This window comes from Pseudoalteromonas sp. MER144-MNA-CIBAN-0113 (genome assembly GCF_040308965.1).
GTDB classification, from domain to species: domain Bacteria; phylum Pseudomonadota; class Gammaproteobacteria; order Enterobacterales; family Alteromonadaceae; genus Pseudoalteromonas; species Pseudoalteromonas tetraodonis.
This window is the reverse complement of sequence record NZ_JBEOOG010000070.1, coordinates 1-21,867: the sequence shown is the minus strand read 5'-3', so window position 1 is coordinate 21,867 and position 21,867 is coordinate 1. Positions and strand designations below refer to the sequence as shown.

The 21,867-nt window shown below is 37.1% G+C and carries 13 protein-coding genes; 6 read left to right on the top strand and 7 right to left on the bottom strand.

The features are described from left to right. Positions 1-85 precede the first annotated feature (85 nt). The gene (locus AAEY57_RS15455; protein WP_350608181.1) at positions 86-3,604 is read right to left on the bottom strand and encodes an ATP-binding protein; all 3,519 of its coding nucleotides are present in this window, start codon (positions 3,602-3,604) and stop codon (positions 86-88) included. A gap of 293 nt (positions 3,605-3,897) precedes the next feature. Here AAEY57_RS15455 and AAEY57_RS15450 point away from each other — a divergent pair, with 293 nt between their 5' ends. The 3 genes from AAEY57_RS15450 (at position 3,898) to ahpF (ending at position 8,537) form a co-directional block, all read left to right on the top strand. Further along, positions 3,898-6,000: a two-component system response regulator gene (locus AAEY57_RS15450; RefSeq protein WP_350608180.1), complete on the top strand. Its 2,103-nt coding sequence runs from the start codon at positions 3,898-3,900 to the stop codon at positions 5,998-6,000. A gap of 223 nt (positions 6,001-6,223) precedes the next feature. Then, on the top strand, positions 6,224-6,793 hold the full coding sequence (ahpC, locus tag AAEY57_RS15445; RefSeq protein ID WP_008115650.1) for an alkyl hydroperoxide reductase subunit C: 570 nt from the start codon (positions 6,224-6,226) through the stop codon (positions 6,791-6,793). A gap of 166 nt (positions 6,794-6,959) precedes the next feature. Further along, complete coding sequence (ahpF, locus tag AAEY57_RS15440) at positions 6,960-8,537, top strand: alkyl hydroperoxide reductase subunit F (RefSeq protein ID WP_350608179.1); 1,578 nt, start codon at positions 6,960-6,962, stop codon at positions 8,535-8,537. A gap of 95 nt (positions 8,538-8,632) precedes the next feature. On the opposite strand, the gene AAEY57_RS15435 is transcribed toward ahpF, so the two are convergent. The 4 genes from AAEY57_RS15435 to AAEY57_RS15420 form a co-directional block, all read right to left on the bottom strand. Next, positions 8,633-8,824: a DUF3185 family protein gene (locus AAEY57_RS15435; RefSeq protein ID WP_013463077.1), complete on the bottom strand. Its 192-nt coding sequence runs from the start codon at positions 8,822-8,824 to the stop codon at positions 8,633-8,635. 48 nt (positions 8,825-8,872) lie between these two features. Continuing rightward, the gene (locus AAEY57_RS15430) at positions 8,873-10,897 is read right to left on the bottom strand and encodes a hybrid sensor histidine kinase/response regulator (RefSeq protein ID WP_350608178.1); all 2,025 of its coding nucleotides are present in this window, start codon (positions 10,895-10,897) and stop codon (positions 8,873-8,875) included. Between the two features lie 337 nt (positions 10,898-11,234). Then, positions 11,235-12,098: a patatin-like phospholipase family protein gene (locus tag AAEY57_RS15425; RefSeq protein WP_502935495.1), complete on the bottom strand. Its 864-nt coding sequence runs from the start codon at positions 12,096-12,098 to the stop codon at positions 11,235-11,237. A gap of 65 nt (positions 12,099-12,163) precedes the next feature. Continuing rightward, complete coding sequence (locus AAEY57_RS15420) at positions 12,164-13,138, bottom strand: GlxA family transcriptional regulator (RefSeq protein WP_350608176.1); 975 nt, start codon at positions 13,136-13,138, stop codon at positions 12,164-12,166. 151 nt (positions 13,139-13,289) lie between these two features. On the opposite strand from AAEY57_RS15420, the gene AAEY57_RS15415 reads away from it, so the two are divergent. Further along, on the top strand, positions 13,290-13,877 hold the full coding sequence (locus AAEY57_RS15415) for a cysteine hydrolase family protein (RefSeq protein WP_350608175.1): 588 nt from the start codon (positions 13,290-13,292) through the stop codon (positions 13,875-13,877). A 120-nt stretch (positions 13,878-13,997) separates the two neighbouring features. On the opposite strand, the gene AAEY57_RS15410 is transcribed toward AAEY57_RS15415, so the two are convergent. Next, positions 13,998-15,422 (bottom strand): sensor domain-containing diguanylate cyclase, encoded by a 1,425-nt coding sequence (locus AAEY57_RS15410; RefSeq protein WP_350608174.1) that lies wholly within the window; start codon positions 15,420-15,422, stop codon positions 13,998-14,000. A 223-nt stretch (positions 15,423-15,645) separates the two neighbouring features. Here AAEY57_RS15410 and AAEY57_RS15405 point away from each other — a divergent pair, with 223 nt between their 5' ends. Then, positions 15,646-16,539: a cation diffusion facilitator family transporter gene (locus AAEY57_RS15405; protein WP_013463085.1), complete on the top strand. Its 894-nt coding sequence runs from the start codon at positions 15,646-15,648 to the stop codon at positions 16,537-16,539. Positions 16,540-16,581: 42 nt separating this feature from the next. Here AAEY57_RS15405 and AAEY57_RS15400 read toward each other — a convergent pair whose 3' ends face one another. Continuing rightward, a complete protein-coding gene (locus AAEY57_RS15400; RefSeq protein ID WP_350608173.1) occupies positions 16,582-21,081 on the bottom strand; it encodes an EAL domain-containing protein in 4,500 nt (1,499 codons plus the stop codon). A 149-nt stretch (positions 21,082-21,230) separates the two neighbouring features. On the opposite strand from AAEY57_RS15400, the gene AAEY57_RS15395 reads away from it, so the two are divergent. Next, positions 21,231-21,785, top strand: coding sequence for an isochorismatase family protein (locus tag AAEY57_RS15395; protein WP_350608172.1), 555 nt, complete (start codon positions 21,231-21,233; stop codon positions 21,783-21,785). The last annotated feature ends 82 nt before the right edge of the window (positions 21,786-21,867 follow it).

Here is a 21,867-nt window from a genome sequence, read left to right as displayed (position 1 = left end):
AACATCCTATGTGCTTTTATATTTTTTGGGGTAGTGGTTAGCAATACATATTTTCAGTGGTTTATTCATTATCACCACTAAAAAGCTAACTACTGGGTTGTATCTCTAAGTAGCTGTTAATGGTTGACTCGAGTTTTTTGTAGCTAGTTTGAATGAGCTCTAATTTATTCTTCATACTGCCCATGGCATTTTCACTGGCCATTACTTCTAACTCATCAAATAATTTATGTAAATTAGCTGCACCTACATCACCCGATGAGCCTTTCAAGCTATGACTTAGTTTTGATATTTGCGATAAATTATTGTTATTTATTGCATCCTCAAGTTCTTCTAGTTTGACTGGTGTACTCTGAAGGTATAATTCACATACTTTTATAAGCAGATTTTCATTATTTAATAACCGGGATAACGCGTTATCTTTATCCCAATCAGGTAAACTTTGACTATCTAAAGTATCAGGAGTTGGTTTATTAAATTCGTTAAGCTGATTATTTTCCAATAGAGCTTCTTTCATAAAAGTTGAAGACAACCACTTTGTAGCCGTTGCAACTAATACCTCTGCAGAGATAGGTTTAGTGATGTAATCACTCATTCCGGCATCTAGGCATTTTTGTCTTTCACCCATCATTGCATTAGCGGTCATAGCGACTATGGGAATATTGATATTTTGAGGCGTTGCTTCACCAGCCCTTATTTTTTTTGCTGCATCATAACCATTCAATATTGGCATTTGGCAGTCCATAAATACACAGTGGTATTGATGATTATTGGCCACCGAGTTAACAAGTTTTTCTATTGCTTGTTGGCCATTTGACGCGGTATCTATCTCTAATGATAGGCATGATAAAATGCCCGCGGCTACTTCTATATTTATGTCGTTATCATCAACGATAAGAACATGCGCCCCCTTAAAGTCAGAATTATCAGTTTTAACTGAGTCTGATTCACGGCGTTTATTAATGCTATTTTCACTTATTTTATTTTCAATGCTGCGCTCATCGGCTACTGTTTTTAAAAACTCTGAAATAAGTATTGGCTTAGAAAGTAAGCTGGCTTGCATGTGTCTAGTTTTAATTTGCGGATAACCGCGATTTGCTAATAAAATAACTTTAATTGCATGATGATTAGCAATAGATGACCACATTTCATCTAAACGTTTTAATAATGTGTCGTCTTGTTCAATAAGTATAAAGTCAGGTAAAGACACGTTTTCTATATCATCTGATAAAAGAGATTGTTGTAACTGTTCAGATGAAAAGCTGTTTCCAGAAAAAGCGGCTATTAAATTATTTATGCTGTCGGCTAGCTCGTTATTTTTAGTCACAATAGCAAAGCTTTTGTTTTTTAATCGTGGGGTAAAACTATAATGAGTTGTATCAGCATTGCTCAGTGTTAGTTTTATGTGAAAACTACTACCTAGTGACTTTTCTGACTCAAAGCTAATTTCTCCGCCTAGCAGGTTACAAAGCTGTCTGCATATAGAAAGCCCCAGCCCTGTTCCACCAAATTTAGATGCCACGCTTTTGTCTTCTTGGGAAAAGGCGGTAAATAATTTGCTCTGGTTTTCTTGTGCAATGCCTACACCGCTATCGGTAACATTTACATGAACAGTCACATTATCATTGCTTGTTTGCTCGCAATAAGCGGTGACCTTTATAAACCCAGTTTCAGTAAATTTAATCGCATTATTTACTAAGTTAGTCAGGATTTGTGAAAAACGATGGGGGTCAGTTTTAATCGTTTTACATTTTAAATTAACAACATCTAAAACAAATTCGAGACCTTTCTCCTGAGCTTTAACAGCCATACTGCCACAAACGCTTTCGATTAATTTTATTAAATTAAACTCTTTAAAGTTCAACTCAAGTTTACCTGCTTCTATTTTAGATAAATCCAAAATATCATTTATTAATACAGATAAAGCACTCACACTTACTTCGGTCATTTCTAAATAGTTTTTTTGTGTTTCACTTAATGGCTCTTTTTTTATTAAGTTTAAAGTACCCACTATGCCATTAAGTGGAGTACGCATTTCATGGCTTATATTAGAAATAAACGCGCTTTTTACTTCACTGGCTTGTTTGAGCTCTTTTGTGCGGATGGCTACTTTATTTTCAAGCTCATGATTTACTTTTATTATTTTATTCTCAATGGTGCGCTCTTTGGTTACATCTCTGGCTATTATTGCAATACCAATAAACATTCCAAATTGATCGATAATGGCTGATAAAGAGAGTGAAAAGTAGCGTTTAGTAGAGCCGTTACTGATACTAGCGTTTTGCTTAAATTGACGAGTACCATCAGTGAACTTTTCAATTATCTCGTTAAAATTTAGCTGATCTATTATTTTTAAATCATTAATTGATTTTCCAATTGCTTCTAACTCTCCAAGCTTAAACATCAGAGCTGCGGCATTATTCCAACTAGAGACAATACCGTTATTGGTAATGCCAATTACCGCATCAGATGAGCCGGTTATAATTGCCTCAGATTGTGCGCGCGCATTTGCAAGCTCTTGGCTTTTGCGAAGACTACGATTGAAAAATGCGAGAATGATAGTTAATACAACAACCAAAATAAGTAAAAAGGCGTAGAGCTTTGTTCTACGTTCCATTTCAATATTTTTAATATGCTCAACAGGCGCTAAAACGTGACTAGATAAAAAGTTTTGTTTTTCACCCAGCGCTAAAGTGATTTTTTTTCTTGCGGTGTAATAACTTGTTTGCGCATTGCTTTTTGGTTTTATAAGCGACAATGAGCTATCAGCAACGGGGTTAAAAGTGTAATTATTATTGATGCTAATATCACTGTTTAGGTCTTTACCAAAGGTGAAATCTTTATTTGGGTGTGAGAGAAAATAGCCGTTACTGTCAGTTAAAGCGAGTTGAAATGGTGTATTAATACTGTTTTTTAAAAGGGTTAATAAGTTATTAGCATTCACGTTAATTATGATAAAGCCAAATCTATTTTGATTTTCATCAAAAATTGGCATAGATAGCCTCAACATCGGGCGATAAGGAAACTCTATTTTACCGTACTCTCTATTCAACGAAATTTCAGACAGATACATTTCGCCATCAGAGAGGTTACTACTGGCCGTAAAGTACTCTTGCGCTCCTTTATTTTGGAGCCTATTTAAATCTATAACCTCTACAGCGCCCTGAACGCGATCAACCCTTACCAGTTCTTGTCCTTTTTTGTTGGTACTGATGATTCTTAGCTGCTCGTAATCTGGGTTATTTTTTAAAAACGCTGCAAATATAATTTCAAGCCTTGTTTTCCATTGAGCATAGGTGGTGTTCTCTAGTGGGTCTACACCTTTGTTATTTGATGCCCTGGCTAAGCCTTTGATTGGAGGGGTTGCGTGTAAAAAACGAATATCTCGACGGTAGTTTTCAATAACCTCTTGTGTTTGTGAATTAATAGATTGGTTTTTGTCTATTATTTCTAGTTCTACAGAGCCAAGTACTGAGCGCGATAAACTTGCTTCATTAATAATAATGGCTACAACAATTAAGGTAATTATGGCAGATAAAGAAATAGGGAATAAAAGGGTGTAATTACTTACCTGACGAATTATCCTTTTTTTAAGATTTATTGGCATCCATTACTCCAATTAAAAACAAGCCATTATTTAATTATAATTAAACCTAGAGAACTATAGGTAATTTATCAAGTTTGAGCTTAATAATAAGAAAAAATAAGAAAAAAGCTTAAACTATTAAAAAGGAGTTTTGGTTTTATTGGCTTATGTTTACTGCAGATGATTATAGACATCTTGTAGCTAACACAATAAATTTAATATTGTTAGTATGTATTTTAGGTAATTAATGGACGTTTAGGTTAACTCAGCTAGACTTTAATCGCATTTGTTTAATTTTTTTATGGGACTTTATTGTGTTAACCACTATAGATCAAAGCTTTGCGCATCGAGTGCTTATTGTTGATGATGAGCCTTCTAGTTTAATGATTCTAGAGGGGGCTTTATCAGATATCGCAGAAGTTATATGCAGCGATACTGGTTTTGGTGCGATTGAAAAAGCACAGCAGTTTTTACCTGAAATTATTTTATTAGATATTGAATTACCAGATATTAGTGGGTTAGAAGTGTGTAGACGCTTAAAAAACAATCCCAAAACCAGTGGTGTAACGGTAATATTTATTACCTCTCATAATGAAAGTAAGTTTGAGCATTTGTCTTTGGAGCTGGGTGGGATTGACTACATACAAAAGCCAGTCGATCTTAAGGTGTGCCGTTTACGCGTTGGCAACCATTTAAAACTAAAAACACAAGAGCAACAATTAAAGCATTCTCAGCGGTTACTTGCTATTGAATCAGAAAGATTGCGCGTAACCCTTAATTCGATTGGTGATGCGGTTATTGCTACAGATAAAGAAGAAAACGTTACATTTATGAACCCCATTGCAGAGAGAATGACGGGGTGGATAATGCATGAGGCAGTAGGAAAACATATTACAGATATAATGCAGTTATGTGATGCCACCACAAAACATAAAAGTTTAAATCCTATTTCTATTGCACTTAAAGAGCAGCGTATTGTAGCTATGGCACTAAACTGTCAACTAACCAGTTTAGATGGCAGAGTACATCGTGTTGAAGACTCCGCATCCCCTATTAGAGATGGGGAAGGAAATATAATCGGAGGGATTATAGTTTTTCATGATGTTAGCGAATCCATTGCGATGGCTGTAAAAATGAGCCATTTGGCAAACCATGATCAGTTAACAGACCTACCAAATCGTATTTTACTCCATGATCGCGTAGCGCATGCGTGCCAAGTATCTATAAACAATGGTTTTTGTGTGGCTTTAATGCTGATAGATATTGATCATTTTAAATATTTAAATGATACCGAAGGGCATCATTATGGCGATTTAATCATTAAACTTGTAGGCAAACGACTTGAGTCAATTGTTGATTTAAATACAACTCTTGCGCGGGTTGGTGGAGATGAGTTTGTTTTATTGTTACCCGATATTAAATCAACGTGTCATGTTGATGCGGTTGCCTCTGACCTCGTGCATGCTATGCATCAACCATTTCGTATTGATGGTAAAGAATTTAACCTAACAATTAGTGTTGGAATAAGCATTAATCCCACAGACTCAAATACTGCTGAGTTGATGATGTCGCATGCTGACGCTGCTATGTATAAAGCTAAGGAACACGGAAGAGATAGATTTTGTTATTTTTCAGATGATTTGGAACATGAGTTTCATCAGCGTCAAAGTATAGATAAATTACTTAGAGCTGCAATTGAATCTAATTCGTTAGAGGTTCATTATCAGCCTAAGTTATTACTATCAGATAAGAAAATAGTAGGCGCAGAAGCTTTAGTGAGACTCAGGGATGAAGATGGCAATTTAATCTCTCCTATTCATTTTATACCGTTAGCAGAAGAAACGGGATTAATAAATAAGCTTGGTCATAACGTGTTAAAACAAAGTTGCAAGGCAGCAAAAAAGTGGCTTGACCAAGGCCACCCAATTAAAATTGCGGTAAATGTGGCAGCTAAACAGTTTACAGATCCTAATTTCATAGAAAATGTAGCTCAAGTTTTAGAAGATACGGCACTACCTAGTAGTTATCTTGAATTAGAAGTAACAGAAAGCGCTCTTATGAGGGATTTTGATGAAACAATTGCTACGCTCAATGGTCTCTCAGATCTAGGACTGAGCATTGCTATAGATGATTTTGGTACTGGTTACTCAAGTTTATCTTATCTTAAACTTTTTCCTGTTGATGTATTAAAAATTGATCAATCATTTGTCAAAGACATGGTTGTCGATAAGCAAAGTATCGATATAGTTAAAGCCATAACGCATTTGGCTCACTCACTTAATTTGAGAATTGTGGGCGAGGGGATTGAAGAGCAAGCTCAGTTAGACATGCTAATTCAGCTAGGCTGTGAAGAAGGCCAAGGTTATTTATTTAATAAGCCAATGCCAGAAAGTGAATTTGATAAATTAATCTCATAACAAAACTTTGGTACGTGACACTTTACTATTTGTACTTCAGCACCTCTTAATGAGGGGCTAACAAACAAGCTGTTCACCCTTTGCCTCTCGCCAATCTTAAAAATCGATTGTTTTAATCTAAACAATCAATTTTATTTAATTTCTCAATGGCCTTATTGTATTAATCAAGCCAACGCACAAGGCGTTAACTTTTTAAATACACTAAACATAAATGAGGAATACTATGAGCACTTCATTGATTAACACAAAATTACAACCTTTCAATGCAACAGCTTACCACAATGGTGACTTTGTAGAACTCACTGAAAAAGACGTATTAGGTAAGTGGTCTATCTTTTTCTTTTACCCTGCAGATTTCACATTTGTATGCCCAACTGAATTAGGTGACCTTGCAGATCATTACGCACAGTTACAAGAAATGGGCGTTGAAGTTTATTCAGTATCAACTGATACACACTTTACGCACAAAGCATGGCATGACACGTCAGACACCATCGGTAAAATTACTTACCCAATGATTGGTGACCCAACAGGACGCATCACACGTAACTTTGGTGTCATGATTGAAGATGACGGTTTAGCACTTCGCGGTACATTTGTAATGAACCCTGAAGGCGAAATTAAAGTTGTTGAAACACATGACTTAGGCATTGGTCGCAGTGCTAAAGAGTTAGTTCGTAAAGTACAAGCAGCGCAATACATTGCAACACATGATGGCGAAGTTTGTCCTGCATCTTGGCAGCCAGGTGAAGACACATTAGCACCTTCACTAGACCTAGTTGGTAAGATTTAAACCTTACCACTAACCAAAAATTTAGAGTAGAACATGACTCTAAACCCAGTGAGCCTGTATAGGTTCACTGGGCACTTTCCCACGCCATCACACGTTTCTAAAATTTCGCACATGCACTGATGGCATGGGAACCTTGCTGTTTTAATTTTCCTTAAGGGGCTAAGCCATGTTAGATAACAACATAAAGAACCAACTAAAAAGCCATTTTGAATCGCTGACTCAGCCTGTTGAGCTGCTTATCGCCTTGGACGACAGCAAAAAATCAACAGAAGTAGAAAGTCTTGCAAACGATTTAGCGTCACTAAGCGATAAGTTTAGTGTAATAGATAATCCCGATACTAGCGCCCGCAGGCCTTCTATGGTGGTGCATTCACCAGAAAAAAACACCCATATTACCTTTGCAGGTGTACCTATGGGACACGAATTTACTAGCTTAGTGTTAGCGCTATTACATACGGGTGGTCACCCTAGTAAAGCAAGTAAAGATGACATTGAACAAATACAAACACTTGAACAAACACTTAATTTTGAAGTGTATATTAGCTTGAGTTGCCAAACCTGCCCGCAAGTTGTGCAGGCACTTAATACTATGGCAGCAACAAATAGTAATATTAAAGCCACCATGATTGATGGGGCGTTATTTCAAGATGAAGTAGAGCAAAGAAACATACTGGCTGTACCCGCTGTATATTTAAATGGTGAACCCTTTAGCCAAGGGGCCATGAGCCTCACTGATATTTTAAATAAAGTGGATAGCAAAGGTGCACAGCGCCAAGCAGCATCACTCAATGAAAAGTCGGTGTTTGATGTACTTGTCGTCGGTGGTGGGCCAGCTGGTGCTTCTGCAGCTATTTATTCAGCACGTAAAGGGCTCAATACTGGGGTTGTAGCAGAGCGATTTGGCGGTCAAGTTGCTGATACATTAGCGATTGAAAATTTTATTTCAATTAAAGCAACGCAAGGGCCAAAAATGGTGGCTCAGTTGGAAGAACACGTTAAAGAATACGATGTTGATGTTATGCACAACCAACGCGCGGCAAACCTGCAAAAAGGCAGTAATGGGTATGATATTACTTTAGAAAATGGCGCTGTATTAAGAGCAAAATCACTCGTACTAGCAACCGGTGCACGCTGGCGCGAAATGAATGTACCCGGTGAGCAACAGTATAAAGGCCATGGCGTTGCATACTGCCCGCACTGTGATGGGCCTCTATTTAAAGGTAAACCGGTTGCGGTTATTGGTGGTGGTAATTCAGGTATTGAGGCGGCAATTGATTTAGCCAATATAGTTGAACACGTTACTGTGCTTGAATTTGCTGATACGTTACGCGCCGATGAGGTACTTATTCGTAAAGCTAATAGCTTAAAAAACATCACTATTATTAAAAACGCCCAAACCACGGAAGTACTTGGTGATGGCAAAAAAGTAACGGGGTTAAGTTATACCGACCGCCTTAGCGGCGAGAGTAAACAGTTGAACTTAGCCGGTATATTTGTACAAATTGGTTTAATACCTAATACCGAATGGTTGAAAGACAGCGACCTTGAACTGAGCCAATTTGGTGAAATACTCATTGATGCCAAAGGCGCAACATCGTTACAAGGCGTTTATGCTGCAGGTGATGCAACCACTACGCCATTTAAGCAAATTATTATTGCGATGGGGGCGGGCGCAACAGCAAGCCTAGGTGCGTTTGACTATTTAATTCGTCAAACGCCCGATGCAGAGCAAAGCGCTGCTTAATAGTGTTTTAGCTTAAAGTCTCTTGATATAACAGCTCTCACCCATAGCTGTTTGTTCACCCAAGCCGTCCTCTCCAAAGGCGGCTTTTTTGAGCGCTATTTAAGTCGGGTAATACCCACTAAAATACAGACTGCGCCACCAATAAAGCCAAGCCAGGCTTCCATAGGTGTTTCGCCGTTTAATGCGCGGGTAACCTGAGAGGCTGCTGAGTCATAAACGTCATAGCCCCATATTGCCAGTGCGATACCAATAACAATAAGTACAATACCAATAATTTTATTTGTCATAATGATCCTTTGTTTTCTAGTGCAAGTTAATCTGAGCGACACTCGTTATTATAATGTGGCTACGCTCAGCCTTTTTAATGTATTTGTAATTGCTTCTTCTATTGCTGGAAGCTTAAATGGTTTGGCTATAAACATATCCATGCCCGCTTGTTTACAGCTTAGTTTATCTTGGGAAGAAGCATTAGCCGTCAGAGCGACGATATATGTGCTTTTGGGGCTACAAATGTTATTAGATCTTAATTGTTTGGTAGCTTCAAAACCATCAAGTATTGGCATAATACAATCCATAAAAATAAGATCGTAATGCTTTTGTTTGCACTTTAAAATTGCGTCTTGGCCGTCTATGGCAAAGTCTGATTTTATATTAAACTTATCCAGCGCAGCTTCTAATACAAGGCGGTTTATTTCGTTATCATCAACCACCAGTACTGATAATTTGGCACCATGATTATTAATCGATTTAAGACTCGGTGTCTGTATTTGTTGTTTGCCAAGTTCAATCGGGATAGTTAAGGTAAAACACGTACCCACATTAACCTCACTCGTTACTTCAATTTTGCCATTCATAAAACCAACGAGTTCTTTAACAATTGCTAAACCTAATCCGGTGCCGCCTTTATTGTTGTTAGCATCAACCTCTTGGGTAAAAGGCTTAAATAATGAGTTTAAATACGCTTTACTCATGCCGCGACCCGTGTCGGTTATTTTAATGGTAAGTAAAGGGGGTTTTGTGTCTAATGCTAATTGCGAATAGAGAGAAACAGATCCATGCTCTGTAAATTTTAACGCGTTACTTAGTAAATTAGAGACAATTTGGCTTAATCGAGAGGTGTCGCAGTATACCCAAACATCATTAGGAATGAGATTAGTGGCTAGCAGTTCAATGTGTTTATTACTAAACAATACCGAATATAAAGAAACCAAATCGGTAAATACCGTTTTAAGTAGAGAGTGGTGAGGCTCCAGTTTTAACTCACCATGATTTATTTTTGAAAAATCGAGTACTTCATTAATAATACTTAATAAAATGTCAGCACTTCGAAGGGCGACTTTAATTTTTTCTGCCCGCTTGTCATAATCGTGTTCATCAATGAGAGTCGCTAACATTCCCGTAATACCATTAAGCGGGGTTCTAAGCTCATGACTAATTTTGGCAAACAGCATACTTCGGTCTTGGAGGAGTTGTTCTGCAAGTGCTTTTTTTTGTTTTAACTCTTCGCGTAACTTAATGGCTTCAGTTATATCTTGAAAAGTACCAAATAATCGCACACATTTGCCGTTGTTAAACTCGGCCTCTCCAAAAGTCGACACCCAAATATTTTGCTGCTTTGCGGTAACTATTTCCAGCTCTAAATGCCATTTTTCACCCTTAGATACCGCATTTTCTACCGCTTTATTAATGCTATCTCGACTTTTACCCGCTTTATAAAATTCAATGGCTGTTTCCATGTTTGGAGTATAGCCTTCTTCGGCTTGATGAATACGTCGAGTTTGCTGGCTCCAAAAAATGCTATTGTCTATTAGGTCGACTTCCCATGTGCCTATATTTGCAACGCTTTCAAGTTTCAATAAGGTGTCACTATTTTTAGTGAGATTAACTTTATCCTGATTGCGCGCAAATTCTGAGCCCAACCACTGAGCTAGTAATTCAATATAATCATAAGCTTCATCGCTAAAAGGGGGGCATTCTTGAGCTGATGAAAAGTTAACAGTTCCAAATACGTCAGTACCTATTCGTATAGGCGCTCCAATATACGCCTCCAATTGGAAATTAATATAGCAAGGATGATTTGCAATACTACTTTGCGACGCATTATGAAATGCCAGTGCAGAGTTGGCCAACAAAGTATGTGTACAATAGGTGCCGTTTAACTCAAACTCAGTACCAATAGCAAGAGAATTGTCAGGGGTAATAGCATGTAAAACAGTGTAAGAATTATTTTTTACGCGGCTGATAATAGCCAAATCGAGCTGAAAAACATCGAGCCCAAAAGCAAGTAAGTCTGCAATTTTTTGATCAAAGCTAAGCTGTTGATCAGAGACTATATTATGAAAGCATCGAAGAAAATTCACAAAAAACCTTAATTTATTTAGTACGTACACAAGAACACAAGCAAGCACTATGCCTAAACATAATCTATTTTTTGACAATAAGCCATTAACACATAATTCCTTACTACATTAACTCGCGGGTTTAAAAATTAATAGCTTGAATTAGATGTAAATTCAGGGTTATATCACTATATATTTCTTCTGAGTCCACGCTGTTTATTAATAACCCTTCTTGTATTACCTGTGTATGCTCAAGCACGTTGAGTAACGTTCACCATAAACATACTTTATAATTTCAATAGCTTTGGGTGTATGAGTAAATGCAATTTTGACTTCGGGCAATCTGTTTGGAATGGTTTTATCGTTCATAACCATTGCTACCAAATCTAGGGTTATCCAAGTAACTTTTAGCTTCACTTATGCCCATTTGATAGCCTGAATTGAGTATAGCTCGATTTTTAGTGGTGCGGCCGACTTTAAACCCTGTTGGTGGTGCAATAATATTTATTTTGCAATCTGATGGAGCATTGTGCAAAAAATCAATACTGTCATTATAATTTTTAGAACGCTGTATGGCGGCCTCTGCAAGCGCAGGGCTCTGTTTATAGAGTTGTTTAGTTAACCACGGTACTTTGTTGTCTTTTTTACGATAGCCTAAAGGTTGGGAAAGGATAACTGTTATTTCTGATGCACCCATTTCATAGGCTTTTTTTACCGGAATAGAATCGGCAACGCCACCATCGGTCATTGCGATCCCGTTTATTGTTGGGTAATCCCGATAAGCGATTGGGATGGCGCAAGAGGCTTTTAATTGCTCAACCATTTCATTGCCCGTTGCTTGCAAATAGTGAGCTTTACCTGAATCTATTGCCGTTGCAACAATATAAAAATCGTAACGAGATTGCGAGAATTCGTCGGTATTCAAGGGGATTTCACGAACTGTTTCTTGCCACAGCCAATCTAAATCAAATAGATGGCCGCCTTTGATAAAACGTGCGAGGTTAATAAATTCTGGCCTGCAGGAGTAATCGGTGATCACTTTGTAGTTGCGTGTTGGCTGCTTACATAAATAGGCTGCCACATTTGTAGCACCAGCTGATACTCCAAAATACCGATTAAAGGGTTGATATCCTTGCTCTAAAAACTCATCAAGCACACCTGCAGCAAAAATACCGCGCATTGCACCACCTTCAACGACTAACGTATGATTATTGTTCGTCATGCTCATTTCCATCCTTTGATAATACCTCATGCTAACAAGTGATTTGCGTATGTGCGAGTAACTTTTTATTGCGGCTCGCTACTTTTAAATTGCTTTCTGTAAGCGGAAGGTGAAATAGAGAAAGCGGCTAAAAACTGCTGTCGAAAGTTAACACTCGATGAAAACCCAGATTGATTAGCAATTCTATCTATATTGTGGTTACTTGTTTCTAATAGCTGCTGCGCGATGGTTAGACGTTGACTCAGCAGCCATTGTGTAAATGTAGTGCCCATTGCTTTTTTAAAAAGTCGAGAAAAATTACGGCGACTCATACTTGCTTTACTGGCGAGTTCATCGATTGTTAAAGGTTTAGTTAAATTTTTTAGTGCCCAAGTGATAGCCGGCTCTAAACGGTTACTATCGATGTGTCGAGGAATGGGTTTTTCTATGTACTGTACTTGTCCTCCACTGCGGTGAGGCGCCACAACCATGCGTCTGGCCACGCTGTTGGCAATATCTGCGCCGTGATCACGACGTAATAAATGTAGGCAACAATCAATTGCGGCAGCGGCGCCTGCTGAGGTAAAAACATTCCCTTCGTCAATGTACAGTACATCGTTATCAAAGTTTACTTTTGGGTATTTTTTTGCGAAGTCGTTAGCCCATACCCAGTGGGTTGATGCTGTTTTGCCATCCAATATACCTGCTTCAGCAAGCACAAAAGCGCCTAAACATAAACCTACCATTCTTGCTCCACGAGCATGTGCACGGCTAAGTGCATTAAGTAAAGCTGTTGAGGCGGGTATATCAGGATCGCACCACGCGGGTACGATGACAGTATCAGCAGTTTCAAGTATTGACAGGTCTTGTTTTATTTCTATGGGAAAGCCAGAAAGTGTTGGCACCAGACCTACAGTTTCTGTACATACTGTAACTTTATATGGACGAGCGCCCACGCGGTCTAAGTCTTCACCAAAAATACTACACGGAATAGATAGGTGAAACAAACTGATATTGTTATAAGCAACAATCGCAACGGTATGTTCACAGAGTAATGTCATTTTGGCCTAATATCATCGACTACCGTCCTTTAGGACGCTATTTGCAACCGACTATAAAGTATAAGCTGTCACGGTGCAAACGCAGCAACACGGCTGTCACAGCCGTGATAGCTTATAAACTTAAATTTTACTCGGTATTAAAGGATAAATTATGACGACGACACTTCGTGAACTTAATGGGCTTGACTCAACACCCGCTTCACTTAAAAACGCCACACTTATATTTGTTGATTATCAAAATACTTATACACAAGGTGTTATGGAGTTAGAAGGGTGGCAAGATGCTCTTAATAATGCGGCAATTTTACTGGCTGATGCACGTGCTGGTGGTTCTAAAATTATTCATATTATGCATGATGGTGGTGAGGGCTCGCCTTACGATATTAATGCCGAAATAGGCCAAATACACTCAAGTGTCGCGCCAATTGCGGATGAAAAAGTTATCGTTAAAACAGCTCCCGATAGTTTTGTAGGAACAGACTTAGGCGAACAAGTAGATGTAATTGGTAATAATAAATTGATCATTGTTGGGTTTATGACCCACATGTGTGTGACATTTACAGCGCAAGGTGCATTTTTAAGAGGTAACCACGCAACGGTAGTCGCTGACGCGTGCGCTACAAGGCCATTACAAACTTCAGTAAGTGATGTGTTGGCATCTGATCTACATAAAAGTGCCTTAGCAACCATTAATGACTTATATGGCGTGGTTATCCCAAGTGCTGATGACTTAAGCTAAGAAAGTGTTTTTAATTTATAAATTTAAATGGGCAATTTATTGTTCATTTAAATAGCACAAAGTGGTTATTAATATAATGATATGACTTTCATTGTGAAAAGAGTAATTTATGATTGTTTATTATTCAAAAATACATATTTGATTTCTGCCAGCTTTCTTTGCTTTATATAAAGCAATGTCAGCGCTTTTTATTAGGGTTTCTGTGTGTGTATCTGCATTTGGATAACTACAAAAGCAACCAAAGCTAAGTGTTATGTAAGGGGCAATAGGAGAGAACTCATGCGTAATATTAAGTGCTTTTATTTTTTGCTCAATTAACAAAGCAAATTTATGGCATTGCTCTATATTCGTAGCAGGTAAAATGATTGCGAATTCTTCACCGCCATAGCGAGCTGCTATGTCACCCTCACGCTTACATAAACTTTTTAAAGCACGAGCAACGTGTTTTAACGTTTCATCGCCTTTGTGGTGGCCATAATTGTCGTTATAGGGCTTAAAAAAGTCGATATCACACATAATTAAACTAATTGGTTGGTGTTGTCTTGCAGAGCGTTTAATTTCGCTCTTTAGGGAAGTATCAAAAAATCGGCGGTTGGCAATATCAGTAAGTGCATCGGTGTTTGCTAACTTATTTAATTTTGTATTAGCGTTAATTAATTGTTCTTGGGCTAACTGCAGCTTTTTTTTATAGTTTATGTTTTTGAGTGCGTTATTAATAATTTCGCCTACGAGCTTGATCCTTATTAAATCTATTTTGCTCCAGTGGCGTTTTGTGTTAACACAGTCACAGCCAATAAAACCAACAAGCTCTTTGTCAAAGCGCAGGCCTATGCACAAAACAGATTGAATATTTTGCTCTTTAAATTCAACTTTTTCAGCGTCGGCTTTTGCTGGTAATTGTTCAATATCATTCACTTGAAATAGATGACTCTCATTCATTATTTCAAAAAAGTAGGGTAGTTCAACTTTGGGTACATTTTGCAGTCTGTCTTTGCAAGCGATAATACCCGTATTGACCCATTCGTGAGTATTGGTTAAAGTTTCACTATCGGTATTAAATTCAAATAAGTAGCTTCTATCTGCTTTACAAACGGTGCCTATGGCTTTGAGTGCAAAGTTAATTTGTTGATTAATGTTGTCATTTTGAATATCAATTAGTTTGGTGGATATTTTTGAAATAATATGGTCAAAATTATATTGCTCTGCGTGACTATGGTCTTGCTCTAAAGTGATCATAGAAACAGAGTCATCAATAATTGAGTGGTTTACATTTAAAAGCTGCGGCGAAAATTCACACTCTAATAAAACAGCTGTGATATTTGATGAAAATAATTGCTCAATGGTTATCACCGTATCATCATTAAAGTCGCGAAGAGTAATACTCTTAAAAACATCGTTACTAACAGCGTCATCACTATTTATATTAAGTAGTGTTTTAGCATGTTGGTTTAACGTGTAGTGATGCGTTTTATTATCATAAGCAATCACGGCTAAATTAATTAGATTAAAAATCTGCCAAATTGTATTGTTTGAGTCATAGCTCACTGGTTTCTCCGCATTAAAATATGAAAACTACCCATATTTATGAATTAATTATTATTTTTGTATCCGCTTAGTTATTTTTAGTACAGTTTTTTGTATTTTACTAAGTTTTTAGTGCGTTTATTTGGCCTACGTATTACAATTGTGACTGTATATCATTACGTATTTCCCAATTTGCTTTATTTCATAAGCTTACTTTATTTTTAGTGAAGGTCTATTATATTTCATGACAGAAATAACCACACATCACGCTTCTCGTCGCCGTTTGTTAATTGCACTTGCAATTACCTGCTCATTTATGGTGATTCAATTAGTGGGTGCGTATTACGCAAACTCACTTGCAGTACTTGCTGATGCAGGGCATTTGTTTGTTCATAATAGCTCTTTGTTCATTGCTCTCATTGCGTCTAGCTTTGCTATTCATTTAGCTAAAACCTATAACGATGGCCATCAAAAAGCAGAGCTAATAGGGGGGTTGATCAACGGCGTTTTATACCTAGCCATTAGTTCACTTATTTTATATGAGGGCACTGAGCGCTTTATGCATCATAAAGGGGGACATGAGCTGGTTATTAATAGTTACTTAATGTCGGTAATTGCTGCTATTGGTTTTTTATTTCATGGCGCAGCGGCATGGGTGCTTTATAAAGGCCGTAAGGCGAGCATTAATGTGTATGCCGTGTTTTTACACTCGTTTTTTGATTTAATATCAACGGTTTCTACTTTTGCTGCTGGTGTACTTATATACATAACAGGCTGGAATGTAATTGATATTTTATCGAGCATGTTAATTGCGTCTTTTGTCTTGTTTACCGGTATTAAGGTCATTATTAGCTGTCTCAAGGGGTTGCGTTCAAATAAAGCTAAGTTACCTAAAGTGGCCGATATTGAAACAGAAATAACCACCATGGAACATGTTGCAAATGTGCACAATGTCACTGTTGTTCGTAAAAACAAAAAGGTTATTGTTGGTGCTCATGTTGTGCTAAAACAACACTGTACTATAGAAAAACATGATGAAGAGTGCCGCTTAAAGGTAATTAAACTGCTTGCAGATAAATTTAATGTGCGCAACAGCGTATTACAAATAGAAAGCTACGAATGCAAGCACATACACTAATGCGTTAAACCTAAAAGCGACTTAACTAAGTCGCTTTTAGTTTCATATCAAATCAATAATTTTTTCGAAGCACTCCGGGCTCATTAAATCGTTAGCACTCATAGGGCGAGCAAGGTAGTAACCTTGTAGCTGATGACAGCCAATATTTTTTAAAAATTCTAGCTGCTCCCGCGTCTCTACCCCTTCTGCAATACAATATAACTCTAAGTTTTCAGCGAGTGAGTAAATCGTTTTAATAATAGATTCATCCCCTTTATCAATACCAATACTATTAACAAAGCTTTGATCTATTTTTATCACATTAATTGGAAATTGACTCAAATAAGTTAACGATGAATAGCCAGTGCCAAAATCATCAAGAAACAGTTTGAACCCAGCAGCCTGTAAGTTTTTTAGTTGCATAGCTGCTTTGTATTTATCTTCTAATAGCGTGTTTTCTGTAATTTCTAAACGAAGTTGTTGTGGTTTTATCTGTGCTTTTTCTAGTATGGAGCTGAGCTGCTGCGTTATGTTGGCCTTTAAAATATGTTTTGGAGACAAATTTAACGATATGTAAAACAACGGGTTAATGTTCAAAAGTGGAGCAAGCTCAGTAATTGCACGCTCTAATGCTTGCTCAGTTAGCATATCAATTAAGCCAGTCTCTTCAGCAATAGGTATAAATAAAGCGGGAGAAACCGGTTTGCCTTGGTTTTCCCAGCGCATGAGTAATTCAACCCCACTTATTGTTTTATCTAGTGTATTAACAATAGGTTGATAGTGATTAAAAAACAGATTGTCCCTAGCAGCATCTTTTAAGTCGTTTTCAAGAATAAGCTTTTGTTTAATTTGCTCATTCATTTTTTCATTAAAAAACTGAAATCCATTTCTGCCTGCTTGTTTAGCATGCATCATGGCAATATCTGCGTTACGTATGAGGGCATCGGTCGATGTTGCATCGTATGGGTACAATGCAATACCAATACTGGCTGATATATTAATAGCGAAGTCTTCAATAATAACCTTGTTAGCCAGCTCTTTGCTCATTTCGTTGAGAGTGTGTTGTAAAGAGGCCATTGAGGTAACGTTTTCAACTAACACTAAAAATTCATCACCACTTTGGCGGCCAAATGTAGCGTCATCACCTAAGTATTGGCTCACTCGCTCGGTAATATTGCACAATAGTTTGTCACCCACTGCATGGCCAAAAGAGTCATTGACGGGTTTAAATTTATCTAAATCTATAAATATAACAGCGCATTGCGAATCGTCTTTAGCGGCGCTTGTAATGGCATTTTCGATTTTTTGATTCATTAAACTACGATTAGGTAAGCCCGTTAACGCATCGTAATTAGCAAGGTAGCGTAACTCATTTTCAGCGCGTTTCTGCTCTGTTAAATCGGTAATAACAATAACATAATAACTGACTTTATCTTTTTCATTAGCAACGGCTGTGGCACTTAAATGAATAGGGTGTTTTTCAGCTTTTGTGGTCTTTACATAAGCATTTGTTCGCCAGTTTTCTTTTGGTTTAAGTGCTTTTAAAATTGTTGCAAACTCTCTACACTTAGCTTGACCAATGGCATTAATAAATAATTTTGAGGTAACAATCCCTTCTCTGCCTTCATCAGAAAACACATCCATAAAGCTGTTATTGGCTGAAAATGGCACGAGGTCTTCATCTAAAATAAGTAAAAAGTCATTTATTTGACTAAATGCTTCGCCTAATATCTTGGCTTGTTGTTCGTTTGCCAGCTGCTCGGTAATATTAGTAAAAATACCCGACACATAAAGAGGCTCTTTAGTGTCTTCATTATAAATAGTTTGCCCCAAATCATGAAACCATAACCAGTGCCCATCTTTGTGCCGTAAACGATAAGTAGCTTGCCAATGTTTTTGCTTAGTTTGGTTTGTAAAAGTATTCCATTTACTTTGTAGCCTGCGACGCTCATCAGGATGCATAATATTAAAAAAACTACTTATATCGATGCGTTCAGGTAAGTTCTCGTAGCCAAGCTCTGCGCCTCTATCTGTATTTACTGAGTTATCTGCAAAGCTATAGTTCCATACACCGCTTTTATTACTTTTTAGTGCCAGCTCAGTTTGTGTTTTAGAGTGCACAGCGGCGCGGTGAGCTTGTTCAATTGCAATTTTACGGCTTCGGTATTGCCAGAAAAATAAAAACAAAATAACAACAATAGCAATAAAATATAAAGTATATGCAATAGGAGACTGCCAAGGGGCGTAAGCTACACTAAATTTTAACTGTATGGGGTCACTTGTGATCACTCCATTTCGCTGTTGAGTAGACACAGACAAAATATAATCACCAGGTTGTAATTTAGTAAAAAACACCTGGTTAGATTTTAAATCGTTGTAGCTCAAAGACGAAGGGCCTGTAAGCTCTACTTTGTAGTAGGTTTTATTAATATTTTTATAATCAAAATTTGAAAACCGAACCGTTAAGCCCATATCGTCGTGCTTAAGCATTAATGGATCAGTGCTGTATTTTGAAGGGGAGTAATTAAGGGCTTGTGAAAACAAACTAATATTAGTAATTGCTAAGTTATTATTGATTTTTCGCTGTTCATTATCAAATTGCTCTGGGTCAAACATTAGCACGCCGCTACGGTTACCAAACGCTAACTCGTTGTTGTGTAACCTTAATGCTGCTAGTGCTGTAAAGTGATTGTTACTTAAGCCATCTTTTATTGTGTACGTGGTGATGTTAAGCGTATCTAAATTAAGTTGATAAAGACCGTTATCAGTACTTATCCATAAAAAGTCTTTATTATCTGCAATAAGTTTAAAAATAGAGTTAGTATTTAATGAGTTGTGTTTATCAAATACATGCACTTGCTGATATGTTTTAGCGTTTACTGCAATTAAGCCTTCTTGGGTGGTGGCTAACCACAGCAGCCCTCGCTTAGCATCGTAATAATAATTCTCTACTGTATGGTAAAGATTGTTTTTTGCTGTTTTAGATTTAAAAATAGTAATTAAAGTCGCTGTTTCTTCGTTGTATCGATAAAGTGTGTCAGAGGTACTTAACAGTAATTCGCCAGGGAAAGCCTTAGATGGGGTATGAAACGTATATGCAAGCATAGGCGATACCTGCTCTTTTAGTCCATTAATAACTCGGTTTTCGCCTGTGTTACCATTAAATATATAAAAGTTATCATTGTTAATATAAGCAAAAGTATCGGGTGCAACTTGTGCAATGCCGAACGTATAGTCGGTATTTAACTTGTACTGAGTAATGTATTTGTTTTTTTCAAATGTTGTTGTTTCTTTATTAAAGAGATCGAGCCCGGAAAAAGTTGCTAGCCATAGGTAGTTATCGCCTTTGCCATATGCAGGGAAAATATCACCTATAGCCGATAGGCCATAGACCGCTTTGCTATCTTTAGATTGTAGATATAAGTCACTCTTTTGGGTTTCTAAGTTATACTGAACAAGCCCATCGTCAGTGCCTATCCACAGTAATTTACTATTATCTTGGTAAATAGTGTTTACAATATTATTTTCAGGTAAGGTTATTTTTTTAAACTTTTTTGTTTGTGCTGCCCAAGTAAATATTCCATGTGTTCTAGAACCTAACCAAAGTAAGCCCGACTCATCAAACATAATATCGTTTATCGTGTTCTCTGTTACGTTGTAGTTACTATCTTTGAAGTTTAAAATAGGGCTAATGCTTGTGTTTTTTCTATCGAATTCAAATAACCCACTTTCTGTGGCAATAAACTCACCATACGGTGTGTTTATATAATCCCAAATATTATAGTCACTTATCAAAGTTGTTAATGCTGAAGGGTTTATATTTTTAATTTCATCAAAAGCAATCCGATACATTCCTTCAACCGTACCAATTAACAAACCGAGCTCATCATCTATGGATAAAAATTTAACATTGTTGCTATCATTTGTAACTTCTTGAATGTCGTTAAGTGTTATTTGTTGTAGGTCGTTATTGGCAAAGTTATAAACATATAGCCCCTGATCGGCACCAATATACAATGTGTTTTGGTATAATGATAATGCTCTAATAAACATATTTTCATCGGGCAAAGATGAGATGAGTGTTAGATCTTTTGATGTTTTACCATATCGGTAGATGTGCGAATCAATAGAAAAATAAAAATGCGCCGGTTGTTCAGCAACAGCCTGAATAGGAGAGAACTTTTCTTGATTTTGGTTTAAGTGCCCTGAATATATTAGCTCTGCTTGCAAGGTATTAGGGTTAATCAAATAACTTCCTGCAAGTTGAGTATTAACCAGAATTTGGCCGTCAATTGCTTTATAAATACTATTAATGTAGTTATTTTTTAAACCCAATTCGCTCTCGTAAGGCGTGACTTGGTATCCGTCGAATCGGTATAAACCTTCAGTTGTAGCAATCCATACATAGCCCATGTCATCTTGGAGTGATTTCACTATAAAGCTTTGCGACAATTGTTCGTTGTTAGTGACATGTTGTAATTGTTCTGAATAAGTTTGTGAAGCAAAACTATGCTGCGAGCAAACAAATATAAACATATAAACAATAAAGAAAAACTTACTCAAAAGCACTTACCCTTACAACGAACAAGGTTGATATTAAATGTTGGCGTAATATAACATGAGTTTAATCCAAAAATTACAAAAAGCATTAAATGTAAACTGTTTGTTGTTTTTTTTACAAGGTTAATCTAGTTATAACGTAAGGACATAGTATGAATTACGCAGGAAATATTAAAGCAGAGCACAGTATACTTTTAGTTATCGACTTACAAAGTAAGTTAGCACCAGCGATTGCTTCGTTTAATGACACGCTAGATTGTGCTCTGCAGTTAGCAAAAGCAAGTGCTATTCATCAAATTCCTTCAATAATTACAGAACATTATAAAAAAGGACTAGGTGAAAGTGATAAGAAAATAAAATCTGTGTTACCTAATACACGCTATTTTGAAAAAATTAACTTTAGTGCCTGTGCACAAGAGGGGTTTTTAGATATTCTTGCGCAATTAAATCGCCCACATATAGTTGTAATTGGCACTGAAGCGCACGTTTGTGTGTTACAAACATGCTTAGATTTATTACAGCAGGGTTATGCGGTCACTGTGGCAGCTGATGCAGTAGCATCAAGAAACACAGAGCACAAAGCTATTGCACTAGAACAGCTTCGTCAAGCCGGTGCTATAGTCTCTTGTGTAGAGACCATCATATTTCAATGGACAACAAAAGCAGGGACGTCTACCTTTAAACAAATACTACCAATTGTTAAGTAGCGCATTAAAAACGGTTTTAAATCAAATAATTTGTACTTTGTTTGATTTGAAATAATAAATAGCTAGCTGTTTTGAGTTTAAA